This is a genomic window from Flammeovirga pacifica, assembly GCF_000807855.2.
In the GTDB taxonomy this organism is placed as follows: Bacteria; Bacteroidota; Bacteroidia; order Cytophagales; family Flammeovirgaceae; genus Flammeovirga; species Flammeovirga pacifica.
The window spans coordinates 1,675,237-1,687,877 of record NZ_JRYR02000001.1 but is presented as its reverse complement, the minus strand read 5'-3'; the positions used below and the strand labels follow the sequence as shown (position 1 = coordinate 1,687,877).

The following is a 12,641-nucleotide window of genomic DNA, read 5'->3' as shown; positions in this document are numbered from 1 at the left end:
GATTAAACGATAGATATTTTATCAATCGATTTATTCAATATTCCCTGGCTTTCAACATCAAGCCAATTATCCAATAAATCGGCATATATAGATCTGAAATCAACTTTATGAATTAAATCTCCTCTGTGTAAATTGGCTAAATCAGGACCTTCGTTAAAAATTCCTGGTTTTTTGAGCTTCTCACCAATAACAAAAACGTTATTTGCCGCTCCATGATCTGTACCCTTAGACGCATTTTGTTTTACACGTCTACCAAATTCAGAAAAAGTAAGAATAACGGTATCTTTGAAATAATCATTTTTCTTTAAATCCTGAACAAAGGCATAGATACTATCAGAATAATCTTTTAGCAAACGGTTTTGGATATTTTTCTGTCCCGCATGTGTATCAAAACCACCTAGCGATGCATAGTATACTTTTGTATCCATACCAGAAACAATCATCTCAGAAATACTTTTTAAATGTCTTCCTAGATCAGAACTAGGGTAAGCAGCTTTGGAAGAATAGATCTTACTATGGTCAAAAACATATTTTGCAGATTGATGTGCTTCTGCTAGCGTTTTATATAAATAGCCTTGATTGTTTTCATTCAAACTATCATCTATATCAGATAATTCATTAAACTGATCAGATTTTAATTTAAAGTAAAGTGATTTAGCATCTTCTAATGCAAGTCCTTTTATTTGTTGGCCTTTCATTGCCAATGATAAAGTATTATCAAGTTCAATACCTTCTCTTGCTGTTTGACAGTGCGCATCTAAATAACGACCCAACCACCCTGTTTGTAAGTATTCATCACTCCCAGAAGCAGTATGCCAGATATCCATACTTCTAAAATGAGATCGATTCGGGTTAGGGTAACCAACATTATTAATAACAGAAACATACCCCTCTTGATATAAATCAGACAATCCTTTCATTTGCCCATTTAAACCAAGATCCTGATCCATTTTAATGATATCACTTTCTTGTAAAGCTAATTCAGGTCTTGCTTTAAAATAGTTGTCGTCTAAAAAAGGGACAACAGTGTTTAGGCCATCATTACCTCCAGAAAACTGTATTACAACTACCCTTTTTCCTTTATATGGAGTAAAATCTTTTCCCATAGTTTGCTGAAGGAAAAGTGGTGTAAACCATGTGCCTGCCGTTAATAATGAAGCACTTTTAATAAAATCTCTTCTTTTCATGATTAGCAAAGTTGGTATTCAGGTAGTGATAATAATTGTATCATTTGGTTTTTAAAAGAAGACAGTTGGTGTCCTTTTATAAACTCTTTTGCATCATTAGACAGCTCACCTCTTAGCATTAATTCTGCAAGGGTACATTTTTTAGGATCGTCTTGATGCGTTAATTGAGTTTCATTCCAGTCAATTTCACATTGGAATTTTGCCAATTGCTTCATCTTCTTTCTATTCTCATTAGGATTAGTGTCATAATCTTCTTTAAAAGCAATAGGAATCTGACCATTATTTAATAAAACAGAGGGTAGACGAAGCCTCATGGCTAGTCGACTACTGTCTATCCAGGAAGTGTCTCCAGGCCAGCCCGCGACATTAGGCGGGTAATATAATTCTTGACCCAAATTTCTTTGAAGTATGAGCCAAACTTTATCTTTCTTAGGTGATAAATCAAATGATTTTTTTAACCCCACAATTAATTCTATTGGACTTTTAATTTTTGCACCAATAACATCTTTACTATAAAACCATTTTGCATTGAAAATATGATTCATCAGTTGACGGATATCATAATTACTATTATAAAAGACGTCAGTGATTTCCTCCAAATGTTTTTCATTTACATCAGGATGAACAAATTCTTTATATATTTTGGTGGATATGAATTTCGCACATTGTTTCTTTTCTAGGATCATGTCAATCACATCATTCCCATCAAAATTACCTGTTTTACCGAAAATGGTTTTTTCACCAGAATCGTGTTGTTTTTCCTTGAAATGATAAGTACCATCTTTTCGAGTATTCCATCCAGTAAATGCTCTAGCAATTTCTTTTACATCATTTTCAGTGTATTCTTGATCTCTTCCTAGAGTAAAAAGTTCACATAATTCGCGAGCAAAATCTTCGTTGGGAGATTGTCTTTTATTTTGACGAAGATGTAAATACTTAATCATTGCAGAAGATTTGGCTACCTCTACAACTAAAGTTTTAAAATTCCCTAGACAGTTTTCTCTAAGTACATTGGTATATTGAATTGCTTCGTATGGGTTGACAATACGACAAGCAAAGTGACCATGCCAAAAGAGAGACATTTTTTCTACCAAAGGGTCTTTACCTTTCGACATTTGATCCAACCAAAAGATATTAATGTCTCTAGAAAGCTTTCTCATCTCCTTCCTCATGCTCATTCTCTCATCAGCAGAGAGTTTCATGTAGTTGGATTTGAATTCTGGTAAATCAAAGTCTAAAAGCTCTGTTTGTTTAACATTAGTCAGTTGTTTTACCCAATCTTTGCTTTCGATTAATGTGTCTGCTTCTCTTTTATTAATACCAAAACCTGCTCTGGAATATAGGTGTAAGAGCTTTTGATAATCTTTTCTCATATAAGTAGTGCTAAGTAAAAATTCAATTGTTAATTTATGTGTCGACATCAATCTAAGGATTTATTGAATGTTAATGAATTTTTTATGAAAAAATAATTTGGGATTGCTTAGTTGATGGCTATTTTTGAGTATAAATAAAGTTTAGTAGAAAAATTCAATTAGTTTTAGCTAAACTTTATTGTATAATTTTTATTTCAACTACCTCTTTTTAACGATGAGAAGAAACTTTAATGCAGCAGGAACATCAATAGATGAGCTAATTTCTGAAACAGAAAAACAATGTAATTATTTTAAAAGCAAAGTTTCTTCTAATAAACTTGAAGTTGCTATTTTAACTCCTACTAATCTAAAAAGCTTACCTGCCTTGGAAGTGGCTAAAGTAATGGATATCATTACAAAACACTTCTCAGAGGCAGAAATGGATTTTGACTTTGGTGAATGTCAAGGAAACGAGTACTGTATAGAGGTAGCCTGGTAATTAATTAATTTTTAAAAGTCAAATCAACAACAGAATGCCAAAGAAAATTCTGATTATCGATGATGAAAAGAGTATCCGTTACACCTTAAGAGAAATCTTAGAGTTCGAAAACTATGAAGTTGACGAAGCTAAAGATGGCGAAGAAGCGTTGGAGAAATTAGTAGTCAATAACTATGATGTTGCTTTATGTGATGTGAAAATGCCTAAAAAAGATGGTATTGAAGTACTTACTAAAGCAATGGAAATGGGTAAAGCACCTCAGTTTATAATGATATCTGCACATGCAAATATTGATATTGCTGTAGACGCTACTAAAAAAGGTGCCTTTGATTTTATCTCTAAACCCCCAGATTTAAATCGACTGTTACTTGCCGTAAGAAATGCTTTAGATAAAAACTCTCTAGTACAAGAAACTAAAGTCTTAAAAAAGCAAGTAGCTAAAAAATATGACATTATTGGCGAGTCTGAACCTGTTAAGTTAATGAAGGATACTATCGAAAAGGTAGCACCTACAGAAGCTAGAGTTTTAGTAACAGGTCCAAATGGAGCGGGTAAAGAATTAGTGGCTCGTTGGATTCACGGTAAATCACCTCGATCTAAACAACAATTAGTAGAGGTAAACTGTGCTGCTATTCCTTCTGAATTGATTGAGTCGGAATTGTTTGGTCATGAAAAAGGGTCTTTTACTTCTGCCCATAAGCAGCGTATTGGTAAATTTGAACAAGCTAATGAAGGGACGCTGTTCCTTGATGAAATTGGTGATATGAGTTTATCAGCACAGGCAAAAGTTCTTCGTGCTTTACAAGAAAATAGAATCACTAGAGTAGGTGGCGATAAAGAAATTAAGGTGAATGTTCGTGTGGTGGCTGCCACAAACAAAGATCTTAAAGCCATGATTAAATCAGGTGATTTTAGAGAAGATTTATACCATCGTTTAAGTGTGATTGTAATCAAAGTTCCTTCTTTATCAGATAGAAAAGATGATATTCCTTTATTGGTGAAGAAATTTTTGAAAGACATTGCAGGTGAATATGGAAAGCCGGAAACTCAGATCACTGATGATGCTCTTGAAAAATTGAAAGAGCCTGATTGGACAGGTAATATTCGTGAACTAAGAAATGTGGTGGAAAGATTAACCATCATGTCTCCATCAGAAATTACTAATAAAGATGTAGAAATGTTTGCTTTCTTGTAAACATTAATAATACTATAGACACCCCTTTTTACGACAATGTAGAGAGGGGTGTTTTTTTTGCTTACCATTCAGATTTTTTTGATAAAAAACAGCGGTAGGAGTCATTTTACAATCCGTTGCGTACGTTTTAGGGACTAAAATCACCAAATACGTTATCATTTCTTCTTGATAGAGAACGAATAAAATGTAATTTTGTGGCTGTGTTGAAGTGCCCATTATGATTAGGGTACACAACGTAAAGAATTAAAATATAAAAGTATCATAATCATGTTGAAACAAATCAATCCAACATCAACAAACGCTTGGAAAGCTTTGGAAGCACACTTTGAAACAATGAAAGATGTGCAAATGAAGGATCTATTTGATACAGACGCTTCAAGGGCAGAAAAGTTTTCACAAACATTCGAAGATATTTTTGTTGATTACTCTAAAAACATCACAACAGACGAAACAATGAAGTTATTACTTGATCTTGCAAAAGAGACAGGTGTTGCTGAAGGTATTCAAAGTCTGTTTAATGGAGAGCACATTAACGAAACAGAAGATAGAGCAGTATATCACGTTGCATTACGTAACCAATCAAACACTCCAATGAAGGTTGATGGTGAGGATGTAATGGTAGAAGTAAATCACGTACTTCGTCAGATGAAAGAATTCTCTGAGAAAGTTATTTCAGGAGAATGGAAAGGTTTTTCTGGAAAATCTATTACTGACGTTGTAAATATTGGTATTGGTGGATCTGATCTAGGTCCATTTATGGTAACTGAGGCTTTAAAACCTTATGCTACTAATGTAAACGTACATTATGTATCTAACGTAGATGGAACTCATATTTCTGAGACTCTAAAAACTTTAGATCCAGAAACTACAATGTTCATTATTGCTTCTAAGACTTTCACAACTCAAGAAACAATGACGAACGCTAACTCTGCAAGAACTTGGTTCTTAGAGTCAGCAAAAAGCGAAAATCATATCATGATGCACTTCGTTGCTTTATCAACTAACGAAGAAAAAGTACGTGAATTTGGTATCGCACCTGAAAACATGTTCCGTTTCTGGGACTGGGTAGGTGGTCGTTATTCATTATGGTCTGCTATTGGTTTATCAATTGCTTGTAACATCGGTTTTGATAACTTCGAAGAAGTATTGAAAGGTGCTCATGCAATGGATAATCACTTCAAATCAGCTGAATTTGATGAAAATCTTCCTGTGATATTAGCAGTATTGGGTGTTTGGTACAATAACTTCTATGGTGCTGAATCTCATGCTTTACTTCCTTACGATCAATACATGCACCGTTTTGCAGCTTATTTCCAACAAGGAGATATGGAATCTAACGGTAAATGTGTAGATAGAGCAGGCAATCCTATAGACTACCAAACAGGTCCAATTATTTGGGGTGAGCCAGGTACTAATGGTCAGCATGCTTTTTATCAATTGATTCACCAAGGAACAAAAATGATTCCTGCAGATTTTATTGCTCCTGCAGTATCACAAAACCCTATTTCAGATCATCATCCGAAATTATTATCTAACTTCTTTGCTCAAACAGAAGCATTGATGACAGGTAAAACAGAAGAAACTGTGGTAGCTGAATTTAAAGCAGCAGGTAAATCTGATGAAGAGATCGAAAGATTAAAAACATTCAAGGTGTTTGATGGCAACCGTCCTACGAACTCTATCTTGATGAAAAAATTAACTCCTTTCACTTTAGGTGCAATGATCGCTATGTACGAACATAAGATCTTTGTTCAAGGTGTTATATGGAACATCTTCTCTTACGATCAGTGGGGTGTAGAATTAGGTAAGCAATTGGCAAACAAAATTCTTCCTGAATTGCAAAATGAAGAGAAAGTAGTATCACATGATTCTTCAACGAATCAGTTGATCAATAAATATAAAGAAATGAGATAATTCATCTTATTTCAATGGGAACCCGATCAGTAAAATGGTCGGGTTTTTTGTTTTATAATATCAATGGATCTCAACTTTGGAGATATCATTTTATAAATTTATTAAGAGGATTAATCAATTTAGTAATACCAAAAATCCTAAGGCTTTTAATCCTTTGATAAAAATTGTAATTTTAGATGTCAAATTACCTTATATCTATAATTAGCAACTCATTTTGATTCCTATTTTGGAATAAGGTGATCAATGGCATATATCATTACTGGAGGTTATTCATTAATTCAATTATCGAATTAAACGAATAAAAATAAATTCTCATAAGAGAAAATCATCATGTTTAAAAGGGTACAATCCAATATATTTTCTTACTTTTTTTCTGTTGTGATCATTACTTTTTTAGTATTGGTTGTGATTATCAACACAATTATTACTAAAACAGAAAACAAAGCAGTTGAAGAGCGATTACACGATGTAGGCTTAGCATTAAAAGACTTTATACAAAGAGAGTTTGAAGACAAAGAAAAAGCAGCGCTCACTTTATCAAAGACAATTACCGATAAAGATTTACAACCTCTTTATACTACAATGAGAAAACTGGAGGGGAAAGAATTTGATCCAAAAGAACTCCAGAAAAACTTTGATAGAATTTATAGTGAGTATGGTAAAAAGAACAAAGGGAAGTTTAACGGAAAACAGTTAGGTCAATTATTAGTTCAAAATAATTTTGATAAGAATGGTCTTCCTTTTATGCTGTGGCTCAACAATAAGAAAAATTCAAATGAAATAGCTTACAGGACATTCTATTCTTTACAAAAGCAATTAAAACAGTTCTCAGAAATCATGTTGTCTGAAGAAGTGATGATTGTGAATATGGAAAAAGGTAGAATAATAGCTTCTTCCGTCAATCAAGCAGAAATTGGACAGTCAGCTTTTGATTCTCTTTTGTCTGAGAGAGATATTAGAGAAAAACTGTTGATGGTGAATGAGGGGAAACGAAAATACTATTGGATTGATGTTTCAAAATCAAAAATAAATAATGACCATACTAGATGCTATTTAGCCACCAAAGTAGGAGATCAGAAAAAATATGTAATGCTTTATGCATTCAATACTAATCATTGGACTTTTAATAATTCTGTAGAAGAACATTCAACAGATATTTTCTTAACAGGAAAAGATGGGTTAATGCGAACAAACTCTTCTTTGTTTAGAAAAAATTCTTCAGCTGTATTACTAAGAATGTCTCAGGAAGGATATAATCTAGATGATTTAGAGGAGGCTAAAAAGAGGAATTCGGTCATTGGGTTTCAAAAAGTTGATGATGTAATTTTAAAAAACATCCAAAAATTTGAAGATAAAATTGTAGAGGCTAAAAGTGTGAATGGTATTCATGTGTTAGCACATACAACCCAATTAAAGAGAGCTGGCTTAGACTGGTATATGGTGGTAGAATGGAGTAGGGATGTAGCCTTTGCAGAATGGGAGACTTTAAGGGTATTTATCAATAGTGCGATAGCTATTATTGCCATATTTTTCTTATTGGGAATTTTATATGGAGGTAAAAAGCTAACTAAACCTGTATTGGCTTTTAAAGAAGCATTAAAAGATGTTATTGATAATCCTAAACTATTCTTATCAAACAGTCATAAATACCGAAATGTAACATCTGATATGTTACAGCAGTTAGAAATAATTTGTTCAGAAGTAAGTAAACTTTATGAACATAATGATCAACTTAAGAATCAGTTGAAAATGGCGAATATTCATTCTGAAAAAATGAATGCAACCATCGAAAATCAAACGGTAGATAGCAAGAAGTTACATATAGAAAAAGAACAATTTAGTAAGGGATATCTAGAATATAAAAACCTCTATTCACAATACATCACGTCTATCAATAACGTATTAAAAACCACCATTTTTGATGATAATTTTTATCAACTAAATTCTTATGGAGGCTTTATCATCCAAGAGAATAAAAGTGAGATTAGTGGCGACTTTATTTGGGTGCATGAAAGAGAAAGTAGAGCATTTGTAATATTGGCTGATACAGGTAAATATGATCATCAAGCAGCACTTATTAGAGTAGTCTTAAGTGATCTTTTAACCGAAGTGATAAAAGTAAAAAAGGTATCATCGCCAGAAAGAATATTAGAGTTTGTACATAAATCTCTTTATGATCTTATTATTAAAGGAGAAGAGATATTTGATAAAGAATTATGTTTATCTGTTTGTGTTTGGGATAGACAAAAGCAAATGATCGAATATGCAGGAGCAAATCAATCATTGTTTATCACTAGAGATGAAAAATATGATGAGTTCGAAGGTGAGAATTATGGTGTCGGTGGTATTGGAAATGAGGCTCAATTAAAATTTATTACTCACTACATACCTTTAAATAGAGTGAAATCATGTTATCTATACCTATTTACTGATGGCATAATTCAACAAGTAAATCCTTCTGATCAAGAGTTTACCAAAAATAGATTGAAAGAGTTAATTATTGATGTTCAAATTGAAAATATTGAAGCACAACACGAATACATCAATAAAACATTAATAGAATGGAGAGAAAATAAACCTGTCAATGATGATCAAACTTTAATTGGTTTTAAAGTGGTTTAATAATAGAAAGTGCTTTTTGTTAAGTAATGTATTAACACTGAAGTGTTTATTTAACTTTGTACTATATAGATTTTTTAATAAATTAATGTATTATTTTAATTACTTAGATAAGTTACAGCTTTCAATATAAGATTTTAAGCTGTCTGATTTTTTGCTATTCAATTAATTTACTGACTATTATTATGTTAAACGGAAGTTTACGAAGTAGAATACTAACAGCATTTATATCCTTTTCAATACTCTTTACATGTATCTCGTTTATTACTTATAAATACATTAATAGAAGTGAGGATTTGGACCAGGTGAAGGCATGGTTAATTACTATGGAGGTAAGTGTATTAGACTTAATTAAACATGACGCCTCAGATTTATTTAACGATTCAGCACTTCCATTTGTCGGTGATAGGGAAATCGATTCTTTTTTAGAAAATAGGAAAAACAAAATAGATTTAGTTTCCGCAAGTATTGATAAGTTATTAACTGATGAAAAATTAGAAGAATGGGAAATTAGTAATAACCTCTTATTTGTGGATAGTCTTATTGACGGTTATAATACTGCTTTTTACGATTTGGTGAATGCAAAAAGAAAACTAGGGTCAGAAAATTCAGGTTTATATAAAGACTTTCTAGGTAGCGGAGATGCTCTTCTTAGCTTAAAAGGGAGTGTGAATATGTCTTATTATAATAAGATGCAATATTTAGCAGTAAAGTATTTTTTAGAGCCGAAAACATCTTATGTTTTAGAAATTAATAAGCTGGCAGGGGAGTTAAAGTCTAGAATGAAAGGTACTCAAGATGCTCACTTAGTAAACAATGTAGATCAATACCTTTTAGTATTTAATGAAATAGTTTTGATACAATATAGAATTGGTCAAGATAGAAATGGAGGCTTAATAGGGAAATTGTATAATAGGGCTGCTTATATTGAGTCTGAATTTGATTCCTTAAGTACGGGTGTTTCCAATAGATTTGTTGAGTTGATGTGGAAAATTAAATTATCCTATGCTCTTGTTAGTCTTATAGCAATTTTATTTACTATAGTTGTTGGATATAACACTGCCTTAAAAGTATCTACGCCAATTACTGTTTTAGAAGGCAGAACTCGAAAAGTGATTGAAGATGGGTATATGCAAACAGAGAAGAATGTGGACTTTAAATCATTAAGAAAGCCTACAAGTGAAGTTGCTTCATTAGCCAATTCTTTTCAGGAAATGTATGATATGATCCAAAATCAATTTAAGGAATTGGAACAAGGTAATCGTCAGCTTAAGAACTCAAAAAGAGAACTTACTGAAAGTAATAAGATGAAAGATCAGTTTTTCTCTATTATATCACACGATTTAAAAGGTCCTATTAATACCCAAATAGGATTTTTAAAACTGATGATGGAGAGGTCTAATGCTTTCAGCCCAGAAGAAATTACAATTCTATCTAAGGATATGTATTTCTCTATGAAAAACATCATGGGACTTATGGAAAATCTTCTTTCTTGGTCAAGGTCTGCATCCAACTCACTAAAAATTGATAAGAAGCTCAATTCTATCAACAGGATATTATCAAAAAATATTGATCTATTCAGTAGTACTGCCAAAAAGAAAAACATTCAATTAGAATTAGTCGCAGAAGATGAGCTATATAGTTTTATTGATTACAATAGTGTCGATTGCGTGGTGAGAAATATTATTTCTAATGCCTTAAAATTTACTGCAGACGATGGTACTGGTATCATTAAAATAGTAGCCCAAAAAATTGAGAACGAAGTTAAAATTGTGATTTCTGATAATGGGGTGGGTATGAGTAAGGAAAGTTTAGATAAACTGATGAACCCAGAGGTACAGTACTCTACTAAAGGAACTTCAAAGGAAAAAGGGGTAGGGTTAGGTATGATCTTGGTACAAGATTTTACTACAAGAAATAATGGAACACTGGTAGTTGAGTCTATGGAAGGTAAAGGTACCCAATGTATACTTAGGTTTACTTTTGAACCTAAGCATACAGAGGAAGAAATTATAGCACTAACCTAGAGAAGCAGCTCTTTTTATTCTATCATTCATAGCTCTACCAAGACCTTCTTCAGGCATCCATTCTCCAAGTATGAAGGATGGATTTTTTTTATCGATTAAACGAAGTGTTTTGAATAAATTTCTAGCAGCTTCATTTAGATCACCATACTCAGATAAAATAAATTGATTTTCTGATGGAATCTGATCGAAAGTGGATGATAATGATAAAGTAACAAAATTATCATCTTTATGCTCTTCAATTAATTTTTCAATATCACCTAAAAGTAATTGAGCATTAGGAGCATAATGTCTATGCAACATTCCTGGTGCTTTAGGTTGAGAAGAAGACTGAGCATTTACTTCAACCTTTCCAATTACCTTTTCAATTTCTTCAACAGGAATTCCACCTTTTCTATATATTGTAGGTATACCGTTTGGAAAGCCAATAATAGTTGATTCAACCCCTACAAAACAATCGCCTCCATCTAAAATATATTCTATTTTATCGCCTAAACCATCCTGTACGTGTTGTGCAGAAGTAGGACTAATGTAGCCAAACGGATTGGCAGAAGGAGCCGCTACTGGAAAATCTAATTGTGATAAAAGCTTTAATGTTTGTTGATGTTTAGGTACCCTAACCGCCACTGTGTCTAAACCAGAAGTGATTAAATCATGGATTTTATCAGATTTAGGTAAGACCATTGTTAATGAGCCAGGCCAAAAAGCCTCGGCTAATTTTTTTGCTTGCGTAGTAAGTTCTTTGATATATGGTGATAATCTTTCAAGAGAATCACTATGAACAATTAAAGGGTCAAAACTAGGGCGAGCTTTAACTTCAAATATATGGGCAGCAGCTTTTGCGTCTAAGGCATTACCTGCTAAACCATAAACAGTCTCAGTAGGTAGACCAATCAACCCACCTTTATCTAATACTGCTTTCGCTTTTGATATAGAAGAATCGATAATTGCCATTTCTTAATTATCTTTTATTTCTGATTCGTTTTTCTTCGACATTTCCTCATCATAACCTGCAAGAATTTCTTGGAACTGAAATCCTGTAAGTTTGGTGATTCCATTAGTTAAGTACCATAAACCTAAAAACATAAAGGCCATAGACGGTAATGCTATTGCAACAAAACTGATAGACTGTAAATAGGCCAACTCTTCATTAAATGCTTTAGAGTCAGCAGGGCTAACAACAATCATTTTAGCAATAACATAATTCAAGACCATAGAAACTAAAAAAGAACCAGCAACTATAAATGAAGTGTTTCTTAATAGTTTGGCAAACGGACCTTCGTTATTTGTTTCCTTTAGCTTTGATTCAATTTTATTGATATCCATAATCATATCATTATAGATAAACTTATTGACTAAAGGGTATTTTGTAAAAGTAGAGAAGAATATTAATACGGCTATAACAAGAGGCACAAGAGCTTCTTTGATAGCGATATATTCTGGAGGCAGGTTTAGTAACTTCACTCCACCAGTTAAACCAACATTAATTACACCTAAAACAGCAATAATACTTACCTCTTTTCTTACAATAAAATCGTAAAAACTATAAGTGATAGGAAAGGAGATGGCAATAATTACGGCATATAAATCACCTAAATAAGCTTCATCACTAAGTTTTAAAAGAATTAAAACTGGAATAACAATATTAAATACTAAACTCCACAAAGGAGATTCTTTTTTCTTAACAACCTTTACTTCTTGCATATCTATCTATTGAGGTATGAAGTTTGATACTTCTTATTAAATTTGAAGCAGATTTTTACTATCAGACAAACTGAACTATAGTAAGTATAGAATCGTGCTTCCAAACGCACAAAGATACTGATTATTAAATCCCTTAAAAATACAGGC

Annotated in this window: 9 protein-coding genes; 5 read left to right on the top strand and 4 right to left on the bottom strand. The window is 32.5% G+C overall.

Features of this window, described 5'->3' with window-relative positions; translation table 11 throughout:
* Nucleotides 1-2: 2 nt before the first annotated feature.
* Together NH26_RS06780 and NH26_RS06775 are read right to left on the bottom strand one after the other, a co-directional pair.
* Entirely contained in the window at nucleotides 3-1,187 is a 1,185-nt protein-coding gene (locus NH26_RS06780; protein WP_044218685.1) for a DUF1501 domain-containing protein, read from the bottom strand.
* A 2-nt stretch (nucleotides 1,188-1,189) separates the two neighbouring features.
* On the bottom strand, nucleotides 1,190-2,608 hold the full coding sequence (locus tag NH26_RS06775) for a DUF1800 domain-containing protein (protein WP_084812079.1): 1,419 nt from the start codon (nucleotides 2,606-2,608) through the stop codon (nucleotides 1,190-1,192).
* A gap of 166 nt (nucleotides 2,609-2,774) precedes the next feature.
* Here NH26_RS06775 and NH26_RS06770 point away from each other — a divergent pair, with 166 nt between their 5' ends.
* The 5 genes from NH26_RS06770 to NH26_RS06745 all read left to right on the top strand — a co-directional run bounded on the left by NH26_RS06770 (nucleotide 2,775) and on the right by NH26_RS06745 (nucleotide 10,793).
* Complete coding sequence (locus NH26_RS06770; RefSeq protein ID WP_044218690.1) at nucleotides 2,775-3,038, top strand: hypothetical protein; 264 nt, start codon at nucleotides 2,775-2,777, stop codon at nucleotides 3,036-3,038.
* A 34-nt stretch (nucleotides 3,039-3,072) separates the two neighbouring features.
* Nucleotides 3,073-4,233, top strand: a complete 1,161-nt coding sequence (locus NH26_RS06765) for a sigma-54-dependent transcriptional regulator (RefSeq protein ID WP_044218693.1) — start codon at nucleotides 3,073-3,075, stop codon at nucleotides 4,231-4,233.
* Between the two features lie 267 nt (nucleotides 4,234-4,500).
* A complete protein-coding gene (pgi, locus tag NH26_RS06755) occupies nucleotides 4,501-6,147 on the top strand; it encodes a glucose-6-phosphate isomerase (RefSeq protein ID WP_044218697.1) in 1,647 nt (548 codons plus the stop codon).
* 330 nt (nucleotides 6,148-6,477) lie between these two features.
* A complete protein-coding gene (locus NH26_RS06750) occupies nucleotides 6,478-8,769 on the top strand; it encodes a PP2C family protein-serine/threonine phosphatase (RefSeq protein ID WP_044218699.1) in 2,292 nt (763 codons plus the stop codon).
* 182 nt (nucleotides 8,770-8,951) lie between these two features.
* Nucleotides 8,952-10,793 carry a sensor histidine kinase gene (locus tag NH26_RS06745; protein ID WP_084812078.1) on the top strand — a complete coding sequence of 614 codons (1,842 nt, stop codon included), beginning with the start codon at nucleotides 8,952-8,954 and terminating at the stop codon, nucleotides 10,791-10,793.
* On the opposite strand, the gene NH26_RS06740 is transcribed toward NH26_RS06745, so the two are convergent.
* Both NH26_RS06740 and NH26_RS06735 read right to left on the bottom strand, forming a co-directional pair.
* Entirely contained in the window at nucleotides 10,785-11,744 is a 960-nt protein-coding gene (locus NH26_RS06740; protein ID WP_044218702.1) for an L-threonylcarbamoyladenylate synthase, read from the bottom strand. The two genes, NH26_RS06745 and NH26_RS06740, sit on opposite strands and share 9 nt — an antisense overlap.
* Nucleotides 11,745-11,747: 3 nt before the next feature.
* Nucleotides 11,748-12,494: a VC0807 family protein gene (locus tag NH26_RS06735; RefSeq protein ID WP_044218704.1), complete on the bottom strand. Its 747-nt coding sequence runs from the start codon at nucleotides 12,492-12,494 to the stop codon at nucleotides 11,748-11,750.
* Between the last annotated feature and the right edge of the window lie 147 nt (nucleotides 12,495-12,641).

Coding starts and splice junctions, on each gene's coding strand:
- NH26_RS06780 (WP_044218685.1), bottom strand. CDS start 1,187: ATGAAAAGAAGAGATTTTATTAAAAGTGCTTCATTATTAACGGCAGGC.
- NH26_RS06775 (WP_084812079.1), bottom strand. CDS start 2,608: ATGTCGACACATAAATTAACAATTGAATTTTTACTTAGCACTACTTAT.
- NH26_RS06770 (WP_044218690.1), top strand. CDS start 2,775: ATGAGAAGAAACTTTAATGCAGCAGGAACATCAATAGATGAGCTAATT.
- NH26_RS06765 (WP_044218693.1), top strand. CDS start 3,073: ATGCCAAAGAAAATTCTGATTATCGATGATGAAAAGAGTATCCGTTAC.
- pgi (WP_044218697.1), top strand. CDS start 4,501: ATGTTGAAACAAATCAATCCAACATCAACAAACGCTTGGAAAGCTTTG.
- NH26_RS06750 (WP_044218699.1), top strand. CDS start 6,478: ATGTTTAAAAGGGTACAATCCAATATATTTTCTTACTTTTTTTCTGTT.
- NH26_RS06745 (WP_084812078.1), top strand. CDS start 8,952: ATGTTAAACGGAAGTTTACGAAGTAGAATACTAACAGCATTTATATCC.
- NH26_RS06740 (WP_044218702.1), bottom strand. CDS start 11,744: ATGGCAATTATCGATTCTTCTATATCAAAAGCGAAAGCAGTATTAGAT.
- NH26_RS06735 (WP_044218704.1), bottom strand. CDS start 12,494: ATGCAAGAAGTAAAGGTTGTTAAGAAAAAAGAATCTCCTTTGTGGAGT.